Annotated in this window: 22 protein-coding genes; 6 read left to right on the top strand and 16 right to left on the bottom strand. The window is 64.8% G+C overall.

Annotation, left to right across the window (positions count from 1 at the left end; genetic code table 11):
- Window positions 1–7: 7 nt before the first annotated feature.
- Window positions 8–559, bottom strand: coding sequence for a PEP-CTERM sorting domain-containing protein (locus GEV01_RS04470; RefSeq protein ID WP_152801994.1), 552 nt, complete (start codon window positions 557–559; stop codon window positions 8–10).
- Between the two features lie 239 nt (window positions 560–798).
- On the opposite strand from GEV01_RS04470, the gene dcd reads away from it, so the two are divergent.
- Window positions 799–1,365, top strand: coding sequence for a dCTP deaminase (gene dcd / locus GEV01_RS04465; protein WP_008448083.1), 567 nt, complete (start codon window positions 799–801; stop codon window positions 1,363–1,365).
- Here the strand turns inward: dcd and GEV01_RS04460 are convergent, their stop codons facing one another.
- Together GEV01_RS04460 and GEV01_RS04455 are read right to left on the bottom strand one after the other, a co-directional pair.
- Window positions 1,366–2,886: a sensor histidine kinase gene (locus tag GEV01_RS04460; protein ID WP_328595433.1), complete on the bottom strand. Its 1,521-nt coding sequence runs from the start codon at window positions 2,884–2,886 to the stop codon at window positions 1,366–1,368.
- 3 nt (window positions 2,887–2,889) lie between these two features.
- Entirely contained in the window at window positions 2,890–3,582 is a 693-nt protein-coding gene (locus GEV01_RS04455) for a response regulator transcription factor (RefSeq protein WP_008448086.1), read from the bottom strand.
- Between the two features lie 206 nt (window positions 3,583–3,788).
- On the opposite strand from GEV01_RS04455, the gene GEV01_RS04450 reads away from it, so the two are divergent.
- The 3 genes from GEV01_RS04450 to GEV01_RS04440 are packed head-to-tail and all read left to right on the top strand — an operon-like array spanning window position 3,789 to window position 5,930.
- On the top strand, window positions 3,789–4,322 hold the full coding sequence (locus GEV01_RS04450) for a Spy/CpxP family protein refolding chaperone (protein ID WP_152801992.1): 534 nt from the start codon (window positions 3,789–3,791) through the stop codon (window positions 4,320–4,322).
- Window positions 4,323–4,351: 29 nt separating this feature from the next.
- Entirely contained in the window at window positions 4,352–5,047 is a 696-nt protein-coding gene (locus tag GEV01_RS04445) for a hypothetical protein (RefSeq protein ID WP_152801990.1), read from the top strand.
- Window positions 5,048–5,057: 10 nt separating this feature from the next.
- Window positions 5,058–5,930, top strand: coding sequence for a dioxygenase family protein (locus GEV01_RS04440; protein WP_152801988.1), 873 nt, complete (start codon window positions 5,058–5,060; stop codon window positions 5,928–5,930).
- Between the two features lie 11 nt (window positions 5,931–5,941).
- Here the strand turns inward: GEV01_RS04440 and GEV01_RS04435 are convergent, their stop codons facing one another.
- From GEV01_RS04435 to GEV01_RS04400, 8 genes are all read right to left on the bottom strand, one after another.
- The gene (locus GEV01_RS04435; protein WP_152801986.1) at window positions 5,942–6,748 is read right to left on the bottom strand and encodes a lipid II flippase Amj family protein; all 807 of its coding nucleotides are present in this window, start codon (window positions 6,746–6,748) and stop codon (window positions 5,942–5,944) included.
- A 28-nt stretch (window positions 6,749–6,776) separates the two neighbouring features.
- Window positions 6,777–8,213, bottom strand: a complete 1,437-nt coding sequence (locus GEV01_RS04430) for a DUF1501 domain-containing protein (protein ID WP_152801984.1) — start codon at window positions 8,211–8,213, stop codon at window positions 6,777–6,779.
- Window positions 8,214–8,223: 10 nt separating this feature from the next.
- Entirely contained in the window at window positions 8,224–10,023 is a 1,800-nt protein-coding gene (locus GEV01_RS04425; RefSeq protein ID WP_152801982.1) for a DUF1800 domain-containing protein, read from the bottom strand.
- A 276-nt stretch (window positions 10,024–10,299) separates the two neighbouring features.
- Window positions 10,300–12,552: an arginine/lysine/ornithine decarboxylase gene (locus tag GEV01_RS04420; RefSeq protein WP_008448094.1), complete on the bottom strand. Its 2,253-nt coding sequence runs from the start codon at window positions 12,550–12,552 to the stop codon at window positions 10,300–10,302.
- A gap of 191 nt (window positions 12,553–12,743) precedes the next feature.
- Window positions 12,744–13,364, bottom strand: a complete 621-nt coding sequence (locus tag GEV01_RS04415) for a DUF4337 domain-containing protein (RefSeq protein ID WP_152801981.1) — start codon at window positions 13,362–13,364, stop codon at window positions 12,744–12,746.
- Between the two features lie 29 nt (window positions 13,365–13,393).
- Complete coding sequence (locus GEV01_RS04410; RefSeq protein WP_152801979.1) at window positions 13,394–13,885, bottom strand: dihydrofolate reductase; 492 nt, start codon at window positions 13,883–13,885, stop codon at window positions 13,394–13,396.
- Window positions 13,886–13,964: 79 nt separating this feature from the next.
- On the bottom strand, window positions 13,965–14,750 hold the full coding sequence (locus GEV01_RS04405; protein WP_152801977.1) for an anti-sigma factor family protein: 786 nt from the start codon (window positions 14,748–14,750) through the stop codon (window positions 13,965–13,967).
- Window positions 14,740–15,276, bottom strand: a complete 537-nt coding sequence (locus GEV01_RS04400; protein WP_152801975.1) for a sigma-70 family RNA polymerase sigma factor — start codon at window positions 15,274–15,276, stop codon at window positions 14,740–14,742. Before GEV01_RS04400 ends, GEV01_RS04405 begins: the two co-directional genes overlap by 11 nt.
- Before the next feature lie 174 nt (window positions 15,277–15,450).
- On the opposite strand from GEV01_RS04400, the gene GEV01_RS04395 reads away from it, so the two are divergent.
- Both GEV01_RS04395 and GEV01_RS04390 read left to right on the top strand, forming a co-directional pair.
- Window positions 15,451–16,332 carry a metallophosphoesterase family protein gene (locus tag GEV01_RS04395; protein WP_235914214.1) on the top strand — a complete coding sequence of 294 codons (882 nt, stop codon included), beginning with the start codon at window positions 15,451–15,453 and terminating at the stop codon, window positions 16,330–16,332.
- 6 nt (window positions 16,333–16,338) lie between these two features.
- Window positions 16,339–16,692: a cupredoxin domain-containing protein gene (locus tag GEV01_RS04390; protein WP_235914212.1), complete on the top strand. Its 354-nt coding sequence runs from the start codon at window positions 16,339–16,341 to the stop codon at window positions 16,690–16,692.
- 1 nt (window position 16,693) lies between these two features.
- Here GEV01_RS04390 and yidD read toward each other — a convergent pair whose 3' ends face one another.
- The 5 genes from yidD to GEV01_RS04365 form a co-directional block, all read right to left on the bottom strand.
- On the bottom strand, window positions 16,694–17,152 hold the full coding sequence (yidD, locus tag GEV01_RS04385; protein ID WP_152801974.1) for a membrane protein insertion efficiency factor YidD: 459 nt from the start codon (window positions 17,150–17,152) through the stop codon (window positions 16,694–16,696).
- Window positions 17,149–17,844 (bottom strand): alpha/beta fold hydrolase, encoded by a 696-nt coding sequence (locus GEV01_RS04380; protein WP_152801972.1) that lies wholly within the window; start codon window positions 17,842–17,844, stop codon window positions 17,149–17,151. Before GEV01_RS04380 ends, yidD begins: the two co-directional genes overlap by 4 nt.
- On the bottom strand, window positions 17,841–18,815 hold the full coding sequence (locus GEV01_RS04375) for a thymidylate synthase (RefSeq protein WP_008448103.1): 975 nt from the start codon (window positions 18,813–18,815) through the stop codon (window positions 17,841–17,843). The genes GEV01_RS04380 and GEV01_RS04375 overlap by 4 nt, the downstream gene beginning before the upstream one ends.
- 85 nt (window positions 18,816–18,900) lie before the next feature.
- On the bottom strand, window positions 18,901–20,430 hold the full coding sequence (locus GEV01_RS04370) for a DEAD/DEAH box helicase (protein ID WP_152801970.1): 1,530 nt from the start codon (window positions 20,428–20,430) through the stop codon (window positions 18,901–18,903).
- A gap of 72 nt (window positions 20,431–20,502) precedes the next feature.
- Entirely contained in the window at window positions 20,503–21,588 is a 1,086-nt protein-coding gene (locus tag GEV01_RS04365) for a threonine aldolase family protein (protein ID WP_152801968.1), read from the bottom strand.
- Between the last annotated feature and the right edge of the window lie 7 nt (window positions 21,589–21,595).

Below are 21,595 nucleotides of genomic sequence, written 5' to 3'. Positions count from 1 at the left end.
AACCGGGTCATGCTTTGCGACGACGTGCCAGGAATGCCAGTATGCCCAGGCCCGCAATCAGCATGCCATAGGTTTCAGGTTCCGGTACCACCAGTGTGTTGCGCACGTAGATGGTTTCCGGCACACCGCCGATAGGGCCGCCGTTGACGCCATCGGTGACGTAGCCATTGGCATAGTCATTGATGTCGACGTGGTAGAAATTGCCCCAGTATTCCGAAGCGAAGATGTAGCCGGCGTGGTTGTTGTAGCCGGCAGGTGGGCTGACGATGCCGCCGGGATTGCCTGGCACGATGAAGTCGGTCCATAGCGGACGCATGGCCCATTCGTTCGCGGTCGCCACGCGCCAGCCTTCTGCCGCGCGGTAGGTGGCGGGCTGGATGTTGCCTGGCCCCCATTCGTTTGGTCCGATCGGACCTGCGTAGACCCAATCCAGCCCCGAATTGTTTAGATTAATCAAGACATTAGCGTCCGGTATGACCGTTGCCGAACTGATGATCTGTGCTTGAGTCCCTGATGCGATCCCCATCGCAATTACTGCCGTTATTAGAAACTTTTTCATTTGGCTATCCATTTAAGTTTATTTGACAGAAAGGTTTTATGGATTTCAGGTATTCGACTGCTAGTCCAGCTTACAATTCTTTTGTCATTGTGCAAATTAATTTTCTGAATCGCTATCACCGCATTTGTCGATGCAACAGCTATTACCAGTGCAAAAATGTTCTTAAAAACCGGATGATCGCGTAAAATCTCGGGCATTCGGTGCTGTGCGCCGCCCCCTGAACTTTAGGAATGCCTTCGATGACGATTAAAAGCGACAAATGGATACGCCGGATGGCGGAGCAACATGGAATGATCGAACCGTTCTTCCCGGATCAGGTGCGCCAGGAAGAGGGCCGCAAGGTGATCTCCTACGGCACCTCGTCGTATGGTTACGACATCCGTTGCGCCGACGAATTCAAGGTGTTCACCAACATCAACAGCACCATCGTCGATCCGAAGAATTTCGATTCGAACTCCTTCGTCGATATCAAGAGCGATGTCTGCATCATCCCGCCGAACTCCTTCGCGCTGGCGCGCACCATGGAGTACTTCCGCATTCCGCGCAGCGTGCTGACGGTATGCCTGGGCAAGTCGACCTATGCGCGTTGCGGCATCATCGTCAACGTGACGCCGTTCGAGCCTGAGTGGGAAGGTTATGTGACGCTGGAGTTCTCCAACACCACGCCGCTGCCGGCCAAGATCTACGCCGGCGAGGGCTGCGCGCAAGTGCTGTTCTTCGAGAGCGATGAAGTGTGCGACGTGTCGTACAAGGACCGCAACGGCAAATACCAGGGCCAGCGCGGCGTAACGTTGCCGAAAGCGTAGTCAGCGTTTTACCGGCAGCACCATCTCCACGCACAAGCCACCATCCGCACGGTTGGTGGCTTTGATATTTCCGCCGTACGCTTCGATCACATGCTGGGCGATCGCCAGCCCGAGCCCGTGGCCTTCCACGCTGGCGCTGCTGGAGCGGAAGAAGGGCTGGAAGATGGTCGCCAGGTCGGACGGCGCGACGCCGGGCCCGCGGTCGAGCACGCGGATGCGCAACTGGCGGGCGTCCGGCAGCACCAGGGTTTGCAGCTGCACCACGCCCGCTTCCGGGCTGTGTTTGATGGCGTTGCGCACCACGTTCTCGATGGCGCGGCCCAGCAGGTCGGCCTGGCCGGCCACCAGCACGTCCGCTTCACCCTCCTGCACCACGCTGCGCTGCTGGCTGGACGCTTCGTAGTTGGCGTCGTCGGCGATCTGGTCCAGCAGTTCGGCCATGTTGATCTCTTCCTGATTGGCCTTGATGGCGCCGGCCTCCAGACGCGCCAGTGTCAGTAGTTCCCCCACCAGTTTGTCCATGCGCACGCTTTCGCGTTCGATGCGCTCCAGCGACGCCGCCAGTTTCTCCGGCTGCTGATGGGCGAGGCCGATCGCCGCCTGCAAGCGCGCCAATGGCGAGCGCAGTTCGTGCGAGACGTCGTGCAGCAAACGGGTCTGGCCGTCGATCAAACTGCGCAGGCGGGCGGTCATGCGGTCGAAGTCGCGGCCAAGGTCGTTCAGTTCAGAGCTGCCTTTGCCGGCGCCGAAGCGCGGCGCCAGGTCGCCCCCGGCTGCGGCGTCGAAGGCTTGACGCAGCGCGCGGATAGGGCGGGAGAAGTACCACGCCAGCAGTACCGAGAACAGCAGGCTGGCCAGCACGGCGGCGACGATCGGCACCCAGGGCGTGAGCGGCTGGAAGCGCGGACCGCGCATGTCGCCGGGGCCGCCCGGACCGCCAGTGCCGCCAAACCCACCGGGACCACCCGGGCCACCCGCAGTGCCGGGGCCAGCGCCCGGGCCGCGCGCGGCGCCTGCGTCGGCCGGTGGGCCCGGCTGGGCGCCGCGTGGCATCGCCGGTGCGCCTTGCAGCGCCATCTGCGCGCCGCCGAGTCCCGCCATCAGCGGGCGGTCGAGATTGAGTCCGCGCGATGGCAGAAACAATATATATCGTTTCCCTTCCTGATCGCTGACCTGGCGCACCACGCGGCGCTTGCCTTCCTGCTTGAGCAGCGCGTGCGATTCGCGCAGCATGGCGGCGCTGACCGTGCGGCCCAGCAGCTCATGGCCTTGCTCGTCGACCGCGAACACGCGGTGCCGTTCCATATTCTCCAGCAAGCGCCGCAAGGCCTTGACGCCGCCGAATTCCAGCGTGGCGGCGGCTGAATTGATCGCCATCTCGGCTGGCGGACTGGTATCCAGATCGGTGGTCAGGCCAGCCTGCTGGCTATTCTTGAGCAGCACGGCGCCGCCGATGCCGACGGTGGCCGTCAGCTGTGCCAGCAGTATGCACACGAAAAACTTCCAGAACAGACGGCCCACAGGCTACTCCTTGATCAGCTGATAGCCCAGGCGGTACACGGTCTGCAGGCAGGAGCGGCCGTCGGCGATGGTGCCGAGCTTGTGGCGCAGGCTGCTCAGGTGGACGTCGATGTTGCGGTCGAAGCGCGCCAGCGGACGCCCCAGCCCCTGTTCGGACAAGGCGTTCTTGCTGACCGGACGGCCGGCGTTGCGGGCCAGGACTTCGAGCAGGTTGAATTCGGTGCTGGTCAGTTCCAGCTTGTTGCCGGCCCAGGCGGCGCGGCGCTGCTCCGGCCACATGGTCAGCTGGCCGACGGTGATGGCGGCCGCCGCGCCGCTGTCGACCGGCACGCTCTGCGCGCGGCGCAGGATGGCGCGGATGCGGGCGGTCAGCTCGCGCGGCGTGCAGGGCTTGGCCACGTAATCGTCCGCGCCCAGCTCTAGGCCGACGATGCGGTCGGTGTCGTCGCCGCGGCCGGTCAGCATCAGGATGGGCAGCTGGCTGTTGGTGCGGATGCGGCGCAGTGTCTCCAGGCCGTTCATGCGCGGCATCATCACGTCCAGGATGGCGATCGAGTACAGGCCGGTGAAGGCTTCGGCGGTGCCGGCCTCGCCGTCGTGCACCATTTTGACGTCGAAGCCTTCCTGCTCCAGGTACTCCTTGAACATGCCTACCAGTTCGATGTCGTCGTCTATCAGCAGTACTTTGCTCTTCATGCCGCGTGGTTCTTTCTATGTGGATGTGGCGATCATAACAGCCTCCCAGCCGCATCCGGCGGCCTTTTACCCCGTTTTACAACGCATTGCCCGATGCCAATTGCATGCCAAAATGGCCATCTTTACCTCGATTTACCGGCGGCTAACGGCGCTTTACATGGGGCGGCAAGAGAATGGCAACTCCCTACCAACCAAGGATTGTTTGCATGAAAACTCCAAGAACCAGCGTACACAATATCTTGCTGGCGGCCGCCATGGCGCTGCCGCTGATCGCCACGGCCGGCGCGGCCCGCGCCGATGACCTGGGCGGCGACGGCGGGCGTCCACCGATGATGCACGTGGCGCCCGACCAGGACGGCCATGGCCCGGGCCCAGGTTTCCGCGGGGGCATGCCGCCGCTTGGCGGTCCCGGCATGGGCGGACGTCCGCCGTTCCTGCACGGCGTGGAATTGAGCGAGGCGCAGCAAGACCAGGTGTTTGCGATCCTGCATGCGGAGCAGCCGTATCTGCGCGAACAGGGCAAGGCCGCCGCCAAGGCGCACGACGCCTTGCGCGCGCTGGGCCGCGCCGACAAGTACGACGATGCCAAGGCCGCCGCACTGGCCAAGGAGGCGGCGACGGCGATGGCGAACATCGCGTTGCAGCACGTGCGCACCGAGCAGAAGCTGCTTGGCGTGCTGACCCCGGAGCAGCGCGCGAAGCAGGCCGAGGGTATTGCCCGCCATGCGCCGCGCCCCTGATTTGCCACTCACCCTGAACGGAGAACCTTATGTCGATTAGCTCCCTGAGTTCCAGCAATGCCAGCCAGCTCAGCTTCCTGAGCCGTTTAAGCAGCACCAACGCCAGCAGCAGCGCCGAGGCGACACGCGGCGCACCGCCGCCACGCCCGCCCGAAGGCGGCGGCTTCGCCTCGGCCATCGCCGATGCGCTGAAAGCCATCGGCATCACCAGCCTCGGCGACGCCAGCGGCAGTTCCGGCAGCACCAGCAGCGCGACAGCTTCGGCCGCCGCCACCGACAGCACCGATACCACGGACACCGGCAGCGTGGCCGAGGCCTTGGGCAGCTTCCTGCAAAGCCTGATGGGCGCGCTGCATGCGCAGAACAGCGACAACGATACGCCGCCGCCATACGGCGAGGCGCAGCAGGGCGGAGGCCACGGCGGCGGTGGTCCTGGCAAGCTGCAATCGGACTTGCAAAGTTTGCTGGCCAAGCTGACTTCCGGCACGGCCACCAGCAGCACCGATGCCACCGCCGATGCGGACAGCAGCGACGCCGTCAACCAGCTGGAAAGCAGCTTCGCCAATCTGCTGGATAAGCTCAGCGGCGGCACGGCGAGCGCGGACAGCACGGACAGTAGCAGCGCGACCGACGCCAACACCAAGCTGGCCGCCTTCCTGCAGGCGCTGTCGACCAAGGTCGGCGGCAGCGGCGCCAGCGGCAACCTGGTCAACACAACGGTATAAGCAAGGAGCGATGATGCACAACACCCACGAACACAGCCTGGCGGCCGACCTGAGCGCCATGCTGAACCTCGCCAGCGACCGTCGCCAGACCCTGCGCTGGCTACTGGCCGGCGCTTCGGCGCTGCCGGTGCTTGGCTGCGGCGGAGGCGGTTCATCGGCCAGCGACAGCACCAGTTCGGCCACCACCGCCAGCCCGGCCACGACCACGCCGGGCACCACCGCACCCGCCGGCGGCAGCTGCGCCGTGATCCCCGAGGAGACCGGCGGCCCATATCCGGGCGACGGCACCAACAGCAATAGCAGCGGCGTGGTCAACGTGCTGACGCAGTCGGGCGTGGTGCGCAGCGATATCCGCGGCAGCTTCAACGGCCCGACCGGCGTGGCGGCCGGCGTGCCGCTAACCATCAAGCTGCAGATCGTCAACGCCAACGGCAGTTGCGCGGCGCTGTCCGGCTACGCCGTCTATCTCTGGCATTGCGACAGGGACGGCAACTACTCGCTGTATTCAAGCGGCGTCACGGCGCAGAACTACCTGCGCGGCGTGCAGGTCAGCGACAGCAGCGGCAACCTCGCTTTCCAGACCATCTTCCCGGGATGTTATGCGGGCCGCATGCCGCACGTGCATTTCGAGGTGTATCCGACGCTGGACAAGAGCACCAGCGCGGCCAACCGCATCAAGACTTCGCAATTCACCTTCCCGATGGCGACGCTCAACGAGGTCTACGCCACCAGCGGCTACAGCGCCAGCGTGCGCAACCTGGCGCAGATCAGCTACGCCAGCGACAACATCTTCAGCGACGGCTACTCGCTGCAAATGGCCGCCGTCACCGGCAACGCCAGCGACGGTTACGTGGTGACGCTGACAGTGGGCGTGGCCGCCTGAAGCAAGTCTGCTTACAGCACCTTGGCGACCCAGACGATCAGCGTCGCCGAGGGCACCAGCAGCACTTGCGCCAGCAGCGTGCCGGCCAGGCGGCTGCCGACCAGCCACACCACCGCGCGGCGGAACTGCGTATCGCTGACGCGGCCTTCGACGACGTCGTCGGTCATGCCCGACATATGGGGATCGATGAACACCGCCATCATCACCGTCGCGCCGCCGTTGATGATGGACGACAGCGTGCTGGACGTGACGCGCACCTCGGGATCAAGCACGCCCGCGTACAGCGAGGCGAACACGCCGACGGTCCACAAGGCGACCGCGCCGACGTTGAGCAGCGTGACCGATGCCGACACGCTGCCGCTGTCGCGCAGGCCGCGCACATTGCCGGACGACGGCATGGCGGCCACGTCGCGCACGTAGGACAGCCCACCCTTGAAGAAACCGTGCAGCAGCAGCTTGGGCACCGAGCGGTGCACCTGGAAGTGTTCAACCGCGCGGCAGAACACGCGCTGGAAGGTCGGGATCAGCACGGCGCCGGCCATCGTCGCCAGCGCGGCCGACAGCAGCAGCCAGCGCAGGTCGGCCAGCACCATGCCGGCGGCCAGCGGCTGGCCGAGGCAGGACTCAATGCGCTTGGCGAGGAAGGGGCCCAGGAAGGAATTCGAGGTGCGCGACACCAGCACCAGGATGCTGAACAGGGCCAGCGAGACGGCGATGCGCCGGGTACGCACACCGGCTATCCTCACCGAGTAGGCGAGGGTGCCGATGAGATGGATGACGAAGGTTAGAAAGCAGATGAAAACCAGTTGCTTGTCCATGGGCCGGGCGCAGGTTGAAAGATCAGCATCATCCCATAAAGCCCAGGTTGCGGATACTGAAGTTGCCGATATTCGGGAACACATCGGCAAGCTGCGTGGCGGACAGGCCGAACCAGCTGGCCAGCGTGGCGCCGTACTGGTCGACCGAGGTGGTCGGCAGCAGCGAGCCCGAGCCGACATCGAGATCGTGGCCGACGCCGGTGACGGGCATGCTGCCGTAAATGTTCTTGCCCTTGACCGCGCCGCCCATGATGAAGTGGTGCGAACCCCAGCCGTGGTCGGTGCCGTCGCCGTTGCTGGCGAAGGTGCGGCCGAAGTCGGAGGCGGTGAACAACGTCACCTGCTTGCGCATGTCGTTGCCTTGCAGGTTGGCCAGCGCGCTGTCGAAATAGGCCATGGCGTGGGCCACCTTGGCCAGCAGGTCGGGCTGGTTAAGCGCCTGGAAGTCGTGGCTGTCGAAGCCGCCCAGGCTGACGTAGAACACCTGGCGCTTGACGCCCAGCGCGTTGCGGCCGCCGATGATGCGGGCGATGGTCTGCAATTGCACGGCCAGCGGATTGACCGTGGCCGCACCGGTGCGCGGACTGATAAACGGCAGCGGGTCGGGCACGCCGGTCGCGCCGGCGCCCAGCATGGCGCCGGACAGCGCCGCCTGGGAGTTGATGGCGCGGGCGGTGACGGCCGCATGTTCTTTCTGGAACAGGTCGCTTTGGTCGGCTGAAATGATCTGGCGCAGCGGGTTGGCGGCCGCCGGTGCGCCGAACAGGGTGTCGCTGAGGTGGTTGATCGGCATCGCGCTGGTGCCGCCCAGCTGGTACTGGCGCACCGTGCGGCCGCTCAGGTACAGCGCATTGCCGGCGTTGGAGATGCAGGTAAAGGTGGCGTTGCCGTTGGCGCTGGCCATGAGGTCGCCCAGGCGTCCGCCCCAGCCGGCGCCGCCGGTCAGTTCGGTCTGCGACGATTGCCACATCGCCTGCTGGTCGTTGTGGGAGAACAGCCGTGGCGGCAGGGCGGCGCCGCCCGCCTTGTACTGGGCCAGCGTCAGCGGCTGCACCAGCGTGCCGACGTTGGCCAGCACGGCGACACGGCCGGCATCGAACAAGTCTTTCAGCGGCCGCAGGGATGGGTGCAGGGCGAAGGTGCGGCCAGCCTGCGGGTTGTTCGGCACGATGGGCAGTACGCCGCCGGGCGCACCGACGCCGGGCAGGGCGATGGAGCCGCTGTCGGGCGTGGTGCGCAGGCGCTTGTATTCGTTCCACGACGCGCTGTCGGTGGCCAGCACGGTGTTGAAATGGTCGTTGCCGCCGGTGAGGAAGAGGCAGACGATGGCCTTGTAGTCGCTGGCGCCTTCGGCCGCGGCATTGCCCATCGCGGCCAGGTTCAGCGTGAAGGGGACGGCGCTGCCGCCGGCCAGGGCCAGCATCTTGCCGACGAAGCGGCGGCGGGAGGGGGATTCGAAATGCATGGGTTAGTCCTTATCGTTGCGCCAGGTATTCGGGCGATGCCATCGCCAGCACGATGGCCAGGTAGACGCGGTTGCGGCGGGCGTCGTCGGTACGGGTGGGGAAGGCGGCGCTCGGGGGCGGGATGTTGACGGAGTTGACCGCGCTGATGATCTGGTTGCGCAGCGTGCTCGTCATGCCGCCATTCAGCAACAGCAGGTTGATGCGGTCCACCAGCTGCGCCGGCTGGCCCGTCAGCGCCAGCTCGGCGCTGTAGTCGGGTTGCACGTCGCGGGCCGAGCCGGCGCCGTAGGGAATGAGGTATTGGATGAAGTTCAGGTAGCCGGTGACGGAAGGCTCGCCGGTGATCTGCATTTCAGGCGCCACCAGGCCGCGCGTCGACAGGCTGGTGTTGGGCGGCGTGTAGGAGGGGCGGAAGAAATTGAACACCGACGGCGCCCGCAGCGGCGACTGCGCCAGCGCGTACAGCGGATCGTCCGTGATATGGATCTGGAAGCGGCCGGAAGCCGATTTGGCGTTGAAGGCGCGCATCCAGTTAGCCATGCGTAGCACCGGTTCGCGCAGCTTTTTCGCGCTGCCGGTGTCGGCGGCTTCCGGATCGAGCAGCACCGCCCGTATCACCGCCTGCATGTCGCCGCGCACGCCGCTGCCGTTGTCGGCAAAGGCCGCCGCGACCCGCGACACATAGGCGGGGCTGGGGTTGCTGCTGACCAGGCGCTGGATCAGCTGGCGGCCGATGAAGGGGCCGACGTTGGGGTGCTGGAACAGCGTGTCGAGCGCGGCCTTCATGTCGGTCTCGCCGGTGCCGCCGGCGCCGATGGTGGTGCCGAGGAAGCTCTTGGCCGAGGTCGAATGGTAGGCCGGATAATTCTGCATCGGCGTCCAGTCGCGGTTCGGATCGGCGAGGTTGCCGTTGAAGCGATTCGGCGCCTTGTCCGGGCCGGCCCAGCTCCAGCCGGTGAAGACCTTGGCCATGCCGGCCACGTCGTCGTGGGTGTAGGTCTCGACCGGCCGGCCGTTTTGCTGCTTCAGGCTGCCGTCCGGATTCAACTCGTACAAGCCGATGCTCATCAGCTGCATTACTTCGCGGGCGAAGTTCTCGTCCGGTACGCGGTTGCCGCTTTCCTTCTGGTTGCGCATGTGGCTCAGATAGATGCCCATCATGGGATGCAGCGCCACCGCTTGCAGCAGGTTGCGGAAGTTGCCGAAGGCGTTTTGCCCCAGGGTGTCGTAATAGCTGGCGACGCCGGCCGGCCGCGACACCAGGTTGGGGTCGGCCATGGAAATCACGAAGATCTGCGACAGCGCGAAGGTCACGCGCTGGCGCAACTGGTCGTCGCCGATGGCGGCCTGGCGCCAGAAGGATTCGAAGACCTGGTTTTCGGACAATATTCCCGGAGGCAGCTGGGCGGCGACGCTTTGCACCGTGTTGCGATGCGAGGTCTGCGGCTTGCGGAATTGGTCGGCTATCCAGGCTGCCTTGCTGCTGGTGGTCAGCGCCGCGATGCCGGCCGGGGTGGGGCCGAACGTGGCCTGGGCCAGGAAGTGCGAGGCGGCGGCCGGGGTCAGCGTCGCCGGAACGGGAGTGCTGGGCGTCGGCGCGGTGTCCGGTTGCGAGGGAGTTAGGGGGGCGTTGGGGCCTGTAGTCGGACGATTGCCGCCGGAACTGATGCCGGAGCTGCCGCCTGAACTGGTGATGCCGGCCGCCGTGCGGTTGGCCGAGGCGTCGGCGCCGGGTCCGCCGCCGCCACATGCGCTTATTGCCAGGGCTAAAATTAGTCCAGATATCGTTTTCAGGGTCGCGAACTTCATTCTCTTGCCTTTTGGAATTCCAAGAGCGGAGATTGTAGAAGAGGCCGACTTTCAAAAGAAAACTGATTTCAATTCCGCGCGGCAATACTGAAAAATTTGACTGGAATTAAAAGATAATCGACTAAAGTTAAGCGAACTTATTACGTTGCAAATAACAATATTCTCCAGGAAACGTCAATTTTGCGCAACGCAGCATTTATTTTTGACGTAAAAAAAACCGCCGGCCCGAGCGCTTGTCGCTCGATGCCGGCGGGCTTGCGGCCATGCGGCCGGGATTTATTGCTTGACGCAGTCCACGAAGTAGCCGCGCTTGCCGTCCACTTCGCGCTTGACCAGGCCGTGCACGTCGGTCTCGAAGCCGGGGAAGCGCTCGTTGAAGTCGCGTGCAAAGCGCAGATAGTCGACGATGGTCTTGTTGAAGCGCTCGCCCGGGATCAGCAGCGGAATGCCCGGTGGGTATGGCGTCAGCAGGATGGAGGTGATGCGGCCTTCCAGCTCGTCGATGGCGACGCGCTCGATCTCGCGATGCGCCATCTTGGCGAACGCGTCCGACGGCTTCATGGCCGGGATCATGTCCGACAGGTACATCTCGGTGGTCAGGCGGGCGACGTCGTAAGCCTTGTAGAAATCGTGGATCTGCTGGCACAGGTCGCGCAGGCCCATGCCTTCGTAGGTCGGGTTGGCGGCCGCGAATTCCGGCAGGATGCGCCACATCGGCTGGTTCTTGTCGTAATCGTCCTTGAACTGCTGCAAAGCGGTCAACAGCGTGTTCCAGCGGCCCTTGGTGATGCCGATGGTGAACATGATGAAGAACGAGTACAGGCCGCACTTCTCGATGATCACGCCGTGCTCGGCCAGGTACTTGGTGACGATGGACGCGGGGATGCCGGACTCGGCAAACTGGCCGTCTAGCGACAGGCCCGGGTTGACGATGGTGGCCTTGATCGGGTCCAGCATGTTGAAGTTCGGCGCCAGCTTGCCGAAGCCGTGCCAGTCGTCTTCTGCCTTGATGATCCAGTCTTCCTGCGAACCGATGCCTTCTTCGGCGAACTCCTGCGGGCCCCACACCTGGAACCACCAGTCCTTGCCCCATTCCTGGTCGATCTTCTTCATCGCGCGGCGGAAGTCCAGCGCTTCGAGGATCGATTCTTCCACCAGCGCGGTGCCGCCTGGCGCTTCCATCATCGCGGCAGCGACGTCGCACGAAGCGATGATCGAGTACTGCGGCGAGGTCGAGGTGTGCATCAGGTAAGCCTCGTTGAAGGCGTCGCGGTCCAGCTTGACCGATTCCGATTCGCGCACCAGCACCTGCGAAGCCTGCGACAGGCCGGCGAGCAGCTTGTGGGTCGACTGGGTCGAGAAGATCATCGATTCCTTGGCGCGCGGACGGTCCTTGCCGATGGCGTGCATGTTCTTGTAGAAATCGTGGAAGGTGGCGTGCGGCAGCCATGCTTCGTCGAAGTGCAGGGTGTCGATCTGGCCGTCCAGCATTTCGCGCAGGGTTTCCACGTTGTAGACCACGCCGTCGTAGGTCGACTGGGTGATGGTCAGGATGCGCGGCTTCTTGTTCACGGCTTCGCGGGCGAACGGATTCGCCTCGATCTTGCGCATGATGCTCTCCATCGTGAACTCTTCCAGCGGAATCGGACCGATGATGCCCAGGTGGTTACGGGTCGGCATCAGGAACACCGGAATCGCGCCGCACATGATGATCGAGTGCAGGATGGACTTGTGGCAGTTGCGGTCGACCACGACGATGTCGCCCGGCGCCACGGTCGAGTGCCAGACCATCTTGTTCGAGGTCGAGGTGCCGTTGGTCACGAAGTAGCAATGGTCGGCGTTGAAGATGCGGGCGGCGTTGCGCTCGGAGGCGGCGACCGGGCCGGTGTGGTCCAGCAGCTGGCCCAGCTCTTCAACGGCGTTGCAGACGTCGGCGCGCAGCATGTTCTCGCCGAAGAACTGGTGGAACATCTGGCCGATCGGCGACTTCAGGAAAGCCACGCCGCCCGAGTGGCCAGGGCAGTGCCACGAGTACGAACCATCGTTGGCGTAGTGCACCAGCGCGCGGAAGAACGGTGGCGACAGGCCGTCCAGGTAGGACTTGGCTTCGCGGATGATGTGGCGCGCAACGAACTCCGGCGTATCTTCGAACATGTGGATGAAGCCGTGCAGTTCGCGCAGGATATCGTTGGGGATATGGCGCGAGGTGCGGGTTTCGCCGTACAGGTAGATCGGGATGTCGGCGTTCTTGTAGCGGATCTCTTCGACGAAGGCGCGCAGCGACTTCAGCGCCACGTCGGTTTCCTCGGCCGAACCGGCGCCGAATTCCTCATCGTCGATCGACAGCACGAAGGCCGACGCGCGCGACTGCTGCTGGGCGAACTGGGACAGGTCGCCGTAGCTGGTCACGCCCACCACTTCCATGCCTTCTTTTTCCATCGCATCGGCCAGGGCGCGAATGCCTAAGCCGGACGTGTTCTCGGAACGGAAATCCTCGTCGATGATGACGATGGGGAAACGAAATTTCATGCATGTCTCCAAAAAAGCAAGCCGCCCCTGACTTGTGTGGAGGGGCGGACTAGGGCGCGACTACTGGTTCGGCAGTCGCATAAAAAAAATAAGAACGGGATTCTCGCAGAAATGCGGGCTCTGCGGGAAAAAAATATTGCAATAAACCCGTTAAGGTTGCAGCAACAGTGTTACCACGGCATTACATCGCCTCAATGGCCGACTGCGCCGCCGCCCAGCTTGGCCAGCATCTGGCCGACCGGATCGACGTGGAACCAGGCAAACGCGCCCAGCGCGATGCCGACGCCGGCCACGCCGTAGGCCAGGCCCATCATCCATTTCTTGCGGGTCAGCAGGGTGATGGCGGCCAGCGAGATGGCGATCTGCTCGGCCGTGGTGGCCAGCGCCCACTGGTGGTGCTGGTGCATGGCCTCGTCCGACTTGTGGTTCCACTCTTTAGAGGATTCCTCCCACTTTTCGGCCTCTTTCTTGATGTCGTCCTTCTCCGACTTGTAGCGGGCCACGTCGGCCTCGTACTTCTTCGGATCGACGCCGGGCAGCACCATGGCCAGTTCGGCCAGGTTTTGCTTGCTCGATTTGGCCTGGTAGTAGTTCCAGCTGTTGGCGGCCTGGGTCTTGTCGATGGCCGCGTTGTTCTTGAACAGTGCCGCGTCGTTCTGCGTGGCGCCGCCCAGGTAGCCGAAGGTGGCGCCGACGGTGGCCAGGATCGCCGTCATGACGGCAATATTGTTCGAAAAGCCATCGCTGCCGTGAGCCGCGTGCTCGACCGCGTGGTCATGAGGTCCGTGTACGTGAAAACCGTCGCCTGACATTTGCTGTTGATTCCTTGATGAGGTTGAAATTAAGCCTGGGCCTTGCGGCGCAGTGTAACAAAAGCGTACTGCAAATCCGCCGTTTCCGACGCATGTTTCTCGCGGGCGGCTTCCTGCCATACGCCGGCGTCGAGCTCGGGGAAGAAGGCGTCACACTGGAAGGTGCGGGCGATCTCGGTAATTATCAACTGGTCCGCCAGCGGCATCGCTTGCCGGTAGATCTCGGCGCCGCCGATGACGAAGCCGGGGGCGCCGTCCAGCAGCGCCAGGGCCGCCTCGACCGAGCCGACCGCTTCCACGCCCTCATGGCGCCACCCGGCGTTGCGGGTGATGACGATGTTGCGGCGGTTGGGCAGTGGCCGGCCGATGGAGTCAAAGGTCTTGCGGCCCATGACGATAGGGTGGCCGGTGGTCAAACGCTTGAAATGCGCCAGGTCTTCCGGCAGCTTCCACGGCAGGGTGTTGTTGATGCCGATGCCGCGCTGGGCGTCCATGGCGACGATGATGGTCAATGTGCTCATTTTTTGATGCTATCAGATGCAGAGCCGACATTATCGTTCAATTTGATCCGGGGTGGTATGCCGCAGCGGAATGCGGCGCCTACTGCGCGTCGGCCTGTGCCACTTTCTGGCGCACCATGCCTGCGAACTGCGACAGGTCTTGCGGGTTGATGTCCGACACGGCCGAGTACTGCATGCCGTCCTGCGACCAGCGCAGCAGGTGGAAGCCTTGCCGCATCGCCGCATGCGGCGTGCTGCTGCTGCCGCTGGCGTCCGGCCAGATGTACAGGTTCAGGATGTGCTGGCGGTGGCGGTAGGCCAGCGCCGCCACGGGACGCTGCTGCAGATAGTCCAGGCGGCCGCCGATCAGCGCATAGCCTTGCGGCGCCAGGTCGTACACGGGCGGCGAAAAATCCAGCTTGCCGGCGAACCAGGGCTTGACGGTGTGCTGGTCGGTCGAGGCCACATCGGCCAGGTGGTTGGGCATCAGCGCGCGGAAGTGGCTGGCCACCAGTTCCTGCTCGATGCGTTCGTTGGGTGTGGGCTGGCCCAGGTACAGCGTCAGCGTGACGGCAAAAGCCGCCGTGGCGGCGCCCGCCAGACCGAGATTGATCCATGCCCACGACCACGTACGCGGCGCCGCTGCACGCTGCTGCGGCCTGGGCTCCGCCTGAAGCGCCGCGTGAATGCGGTGCTTCAGATATGCGGGCGCGGCGTAGTGCTGCGCCTCCGAGGCGACGCGCTGGCGCAGCGCCTGCAGCTGCGCCAGCGCGGCGGTGCATTCGTCGCAGCCGGACAAATGGGCTTCCAGCTGCCGCCGGTCGGCCGCATTCAGTTCGGCATCCAGGTAGGCCGACAACTTGTCCTGGCTGTGCTTAGATTCCATGCTGCTCTCCGTGCTTCAGGTAGGCCAGCAGCAGCTTGCGCGCGCGGGCCAGCCGCGACATCACCGTGCCGATCGGCGTTTCGGTCACTTGCGCGATCTGTTTGTACGACAGATCGTCCATCTCCTTCAGCACCAGTACCTCGCGAAACGCCTGCGGCAGCTGGGCCAGCGCGGCGTTGACGGTGCGGCCCGTGTCGCGGCTGGCGACGATGGCCGCCGGATCGGCGCTCTCGTCGTCGCCGTGCAGCGCCTCGTCGAAGCTGATATCGCCGCGTTGCGCCTGGCCGTCGCGCAGTGCGCTGTAGTAGGTGTGGCGCACGATGGTCAACAGCCAGGCGCGCACGTCGCCACCGCGAAAACCGTCGGCAAAGCGGAAGGCGCGCAGATAGGCGTTCTGCACCAGATCGTCGGCGTCATGCTCGTCGCGGGTCAGCCAGCGGGCCAGGTTGTAGGCCGCATCCAGGTGCGGCATGGCCATCGCTTCGAACTGCGCGGTTTTGTCGTCGTCGCCCAAGTACTTATCCATTGCAGTGGTCCAGTGGATGAAGACTCCGTTCGGCGCGGTTTTATTCCCGATCGAGAAATAAAAAAATAATCGGGAATATCCGGGCCGTGATCCGGGTTTTAGCCGGTACGACCGGCGCCCGCCGATTATGCCATGCCGCGGCGCCGTCTCTTCAACCACATTACGGAGCACATCATGATCGATCGCAGAGGATTTCTAAGGCTGGGCGCAGTGGGCGGTGGCGCCGTCTTCATGTCCGGCTTGTACGGCAAGGCCATGGCCGCCGACGGCTACGAAGATTTCTACTTTGTGCAGCTGTCCGATTCGCATTGGGGCTACAAGGGGCCAGCCAACCCGGAAGCGCAGAACACGCTGCGGCAGGCGGTGGACAGCGTCAACGCGCTGGCGGTGCAGCCGGATTTCATCGTCTTCACCGGCGACCTGACCCACACCACCGACGATCCGGCCGAACGCCGCCGGCGCATGGCGGAGTTCAAGCAGATTACCGCTGAGCTGAAGGTCAAGGACGTGCACTACCTGGCGGGCGAGCATGATGCCTCGCTCGACAACGGCGCGGCGTTCCAGGAGTTCTTTGGGCCCACGCACTACAGCTTCGATCACAAGGGCGTGCATTTCATCGCCATCGACAACGTGTCCGACCCGGGCGCGCGCATCGGCGAGGCGCAGCTGGCGTGGCTGAAGGCCGATCTGGCCAAGCAGGCGAAGGATGCGCGCATCGTCGTGCTGACGCACCGGCCTCTGTTCGATCTCGCGCCGAAGTGGGACTGGGCCACGCGCGACGGCGAGCAGGCCATGGCGCTGCTGATGCCGTATTCGAACGTCACGGTGTTCTATGGCCACATCCACCAGGAGAACCACCACATGAGCGGTCACATTGCCCATCACGCGGCCAAGTCGCTGATCTTCCCGCTGCCGGCGCCAGGCTCGCAGGACAAGCGCACGCCGCTGCCGTGGGATCCGGCGGCGCCAGGCAAGGGACTGGGCTTCCGCGAGGTGGAGGCGGAGATGAAGCCGGTGGCCTACCAGATCACCGAATTCCCTGCGATGAAAGGATGAATCGCCATGCTGACCAAACGTAGAATGCTGATGTGTACACCGCTGGCGCTGGCCGTCTTTGGCGCCGTGCAGGCCGGGGTGAAGGAGCGCGTCATCAAGATCGAGGCGCGCAAGTTCCGCTACGCGCCGAATGTGATCGAATTGAAGAAGGGCGAGGCGGTGGTGCTGGAGCTGACAGCGCTGGACTTCCCGCACGGTTTCAGCCTGCCGGACTTCAAGATTCGCGCCGATCTGGTGATCGGCAAGCCGGTGCGGGTGAAGCTCAAGCCGGAGGAGGCGGGGCAGTTCGGTTTTTTGTGCGATAACTTCTGCGGCAGCGGCCATGAGGAGATGGCCGGCACGCTGATCGTCAAGGCTTGAGCTATTCCAGGCCCTGCGTGGGATTGACGCGGACGTACTGGTCCTCGTCTTTGCCCCTGCGCCGGCGCCACCAGTTTCTGCAATCCGGCGTGCCGCAGTTGGCGAGTTCGCAGCCGCAGTTGGCGATATCGCAGGCTTCGCCGACGTCGCCGGCGCTGCAGGGCAGGTCGGGCACGTCGCAGGACAGGTCGCAGAAGCCGGCCTGGGTGCGGTGGCGCGCGCTCATGGCGCGCGTCGCTGGCGCTGGCGGGCGATGCCGCCGATGGGTCTCGCCGCAGGCGTTCATGCGGCGGTTCAGCAGCATCAGGCCGAGGATCAGGCCATGGCGGGCAATGACGCGCTGGCCGTAGGCGGAGCAGCTATCCCGCCCGGTGTGGACGCGGAAGGCGCAGGCAAAGCCCTTCAACCGCGACAGGTGGCGTCGATAAAACGCGATGGCGGCGAGGGCCAGGCGCTTCATGTGGCGTGGTGAAACGCTTTGATGTCGGCGGCCAGCACCTGCGGGACTTCCAGCGGGATCATATGGCCGGTTCCGTCGTGGATGCTCAGGCGCGCATCGGACAGGTGGCGCGCCATCTCGCGCAGGTCGGCGGGATCGACCAACTGGTCGCCCTCGGCGCCGACGATCAGCACCGGGCACTTGATCTCCGCCAGGCGCTCCATCAGATCGGGGCGCTCCATCGACGCGGTGAACTGCGCCAGCAGCACGTCCTTACCCAGGTCCACCGCCATCTGCTGGATGGTGTCGATGATGGACTGGTCGCCGAGGTGCGTCTCATGCAGCAGCTCGCGCAGGCGCATGCGCGTCATGCCGGTGTAGGCGTTGTTCTTCAATATGGGGATGATGCGGCGGCGGGTTTCCTTTTCGGTCTCGCTCAGACCGCGCGCCGAATTCGCGATCAGCACCAGCGATTGCACGCGCTCCGGGTGCAGCAGCGCGTATTCGATGGCGAGGTAGGAACCTAGCGAGAACGCCACCAGATGCGCCGACGGCGCGCTGTGCGCCGCGATCAGCTCCTGCATCTGCTCACGTGTGTGCGCCTTGTGCAGCGGGACGTGGTTGAATTCGAAACCGTCGCCCAGCAGCGGCGTCAAACGGGACCACATCCTTTCGTCGCACAGCGTGCCGGGGATGAAGTCCAGTTGCGTCATACCGCCATCGGCGCCGTGATCGGCGCGTGGTGCTGGTAGCCTTCCAGCGAGAAGTCGGAAGGCTCTACCTTCTCCAGCCATTCCGGCTCGTACTTGCCGGTCTTGGCGAAGTCCGGCACGCGGTCGGATATGCGGAACTGCGGCGCCGGGAAAGGCTCGCGGGTCAGCTGTTCCTTGACCATGTCCATGTGGTTCTCGTAGATGTGGGCATCGCCGATGAAGTAGGTGAACCAGCGCGGCGTGTAGCCGGTCAGGCGGCCGACCAGGTGCATCAGTGCCGCGCCCTCGGCGAGGTTGAACGGCGTACCCAGGCCCAGGTCATTCGAGCGCACGTAGAGGCACATCGACAGTTCGCGGGTGTTCGGGTTGGGGATGAACTGGTACAGCAGGTGGCAGGCCGGCAGCGCGACCGAATCCAGCACGGCCGGATTCCAGCCATGGAACAGGATGCGGCGGCTGCCTGGATTGTTGACGATGGTGTCCAGGCATTCGCGCAGCTGGTCGATGGCCTTGTGCAGCAGGACTTTGGTCACGCCTTCGTCTTCGATCTGCGAGATCAGGCGGAAGCCGTTCTTTTGCGCGTCGGCGATCTGCGCCGGTTGGTCGACGGCGATCAGCTTGAAGCCCGGCCATTGGCGCCACTGCACGCCGTAGACCGGACCCAGGTCGTCTTCACCCAGGCGGTAGGGATTGTCCAGCCATTGCTGGTTTTCGTTGGCGTTCTGGTCCCAAACTTTGCAGCCCAGCGCGCGGAAATCGGCGGCGCTGCTGGAGGCGCGCAGGAAGGCGCACAGTTCGCCGACCACGGATTTGAATGCCAGTTTTTTGGTCGTCACGGCGGGGAAGCCGCCGTTCAGCAGGTCGAAGCGCATCATCGCGCCCGGTACGCTCAGCGTGCGGATGCCGGTGCGGTTGTCTTGCCAGCTGCCGGTATCGAGGACGGTCTGGATCAGTTCCTGGTATTGCTGCATTCAATTCTCCAACGTGGTGCGCGGGCCGCAACGGCCCGGAAAGGTAGCTATTTTATCAGGCGGCGCACATGGCCGCCCCAAGCGCTCAGCGTGGGCCAGTCTTGCGGCCGCCCGGCTTTGCGGTGGCCTTGCCCGCAGTCCGCGCAAGAGACTTGGCGCCACGTCCGCCGGTGACGACGACTGCCCCCTTGGGAGCCGCTGCTGCCGGCTTGGCGCCGCCGTAGATGCGGCCCGTGGGGGCCTTGCCGCCTGCGGAGCGCGCTCCACCGGCTGGCTTGCCAGACGGCGGAGGCGGTGCCCACGTGCCCAGCGAGGCGTCGCCGCCAGCCGGACGCGCGGTCACGGCGGGCTTGCCCGCCGCCGCAGCTGCCTTGCCGCCGGCAGGGCCGGTGAACGGGCGCTTCTTCTTGGCCGGCGCTTCGGCAGCGGCCTTCTTGGCCAATGCGGCGGCCACGCCTTTCGGGCCGGTCTCCGGCACGCGGTGGTCGGCTTCGAAGCCTGGCTCCTCGATGCGGGCGATGACTTGCCGCGTCAGCGTTTCGATGGCTTTCAGGATCTCGACTTCATCGGCGCAGACCAGCGACACGGCTTCGCCCTCCATGCCGGCGCGGCCGGTGCGGCCGATGCGGTGGATGTAGTCCTCGGCGACGGTCGGCATGTCGAAGTTGACCACCTGCGGCAGCGCCTCGATATCGAGCCCGCGCGCGGCGACGTCGGTGGCCACCAGCAGCTGGACCTCGGCCTGCTTGAAGCGGGCCAGCGCGCGCAGGCGGGCCGGCTGGGTCTTGTCGCCGTGGATGGAGTCGGCCGAAATGCCGTGTTCCTGCAAGGTCTTGACCAGGGTTTCGACGCCCTTGCGGGTCTTGACGAAGACGAGCACCTGGCCCCACTTCAGCTTCTTCAGCAGATGCAGCAGCAGTTCGGGCTTGCGGCGCTTGTCGGTCGGGATCAGCCATTGTTTGACGGTCTTGGTGGCGGTATTGCTGGCGCTGACCTGGATCGACACCGGATCGCGCAGCATGCCGCCGGCCAGCTTGCGGATCTCGTCCGAGAACGTGGCCGAGAACAGCAAGGTCTGGCGCTGCTTGGGCAGGGCCGCCAGCAGGATGTCCAGATCGCGCTCGAAACCCAGGTCCAGCATGCGGTCGGCCTCGTCCAGCACCAGCGTTTGCAGCATGGCGAAGCTGATCGCGCCCTGGTTGTGCAGGTCGATCAGGCGGCCCGGCGTCGCCACCAGCACGTCCAGGCCCTTGCGCAGCTTGGTGATCTGCGGCTCGATCGGCACGCCGCCATAGGCCACGGCCGATTTCAGCGGCAGGTTGCCGCCGTAGCTGCGGAAGCTCTCGTAGACCTGCTCGGCCAGTTCGCGCGTCGGCACCAGCACCAGGCAGCGTACCGCTTTCGGGCCGGTCACGCCGTCCATCGTCAGGCGCTGCAGGATGGGCAGGGCGAAGCCCGCCGTCTTGCCGGTGCCGGTCTGCGCCGCCGCCATCAGGTCGCGGCCCGCCAGCACGGCGGGAATGGCTTGCTTCTGGACGGGCGTGGGCTGCTTGTAGCCCAGCGTGTCCAGCGTGCTCTGTATGGGGGCGATCAGGCCGAGGGCTTGGAAGGTCATGATGTACTCAGTAATGTCAAAAATGCGCGAAAAGGGGCGCAGTGTAGCCGGTTGTACCGGCTTGTGCAGAATTTAGTTGGACATCGCGTCCGACCACAGCGTGAGGATTTCGCGCACGCGCTGGTCCGGCAGCTTGACCAGGTTGTCGCCGATGTACAGCTCCACCGAGCTGCGGCCGGGCAGCGCGGCATGGCTGGCGGCGTTGAACAGCCACACGCCGTGCTGCTCGGCGATGCGATTGCGGATCTCGTTGGCGCGCTCGCGGCTCACCGGCAGATGCAGGTGCAGCATGCTGGCTTGCGGACGGGCGGGATTGGGCGTCAGCAGCGGGTAGTCGCGCAGCACGTCGTACAGCCATAGCGTGCGCTGGAAGTAGACCGGCATGGCCGCCAGCCTGGCGTCGAACTGCATCGCGGCGGCCACCACGTACGGCGTGCGCTGGTAGACATTGCCGCCCTGGCGGCGGAACCACTCCTGGGCCTTGGCGACAAAGGCCGCGCTACCCAGCAGCATGGCGCCGCCCATGCCGCCTATGCCTTTGTACATCGACAGGTAGACGGAATCGAAGCCGGCCGCGATGTCGGCGGCGGGGCGGCCGTATGCGGCGGCAGTTTCCAGCAGGCGGGCGCCGTCCAGGTGCAGGTGGATGGATTGTTCGCGGCAGTAGTCCTTGATGGCTTGCAGCTCGTCCCAGCTTGGGCATTGGCCGCCGATCTCGCGCATCGGCAGTTCCAGCGTGGCTGCGCCAAGCTTGTCCGGTATGCCCTGCAGCTCTTCCAGCGTCCAGGGGCGGTGCGGGTCGCCGATTTGCAAGGCCTGGAAGTGCTCGAATAGTTGATGGTTGCCCCGTTCGTGGCGCAGGATGTGCGAGGTCGGATGCAGCGCGACCAGCCGGCTGCCGCGCTCCATGCAGGCGATGCGCAGCGCCGTGGCCTGCACCATGGTGCCGCTGATGCAGAACAGCGCCGATTCAAAACCCAGCAGGCTGGCGATCTTCTGCTCGAAATCCTGTATCAGCGCGCCGCTGCCGTAGGTATCGTGCGCTACGCCGTTGGCCTCGCACCATGCAGCCATCGCCCCGAACAGTTGGGCGGGCGAGGGCTGGCGGTGGCCTGGAAGGTGGGTTGTGCAGCTGAGCCGCAGTTCGGCGTCGGTCAAGGCGTTC

The sequence above is a fragment of the Rugamonas rivuli genome (assembly GCF_009380165.1).
In the GTDB taxonomy this organism is placed as follows: Bacteria; Pseudomonadota; Gammaproteobacteria; order Burkholderiales; family Burkholderiaceae_D; genus Rugamonas; species Rugamonas rivuli.
This window is presented reverse-complemented; position numbering and strand designations above follow the sequence as displayed.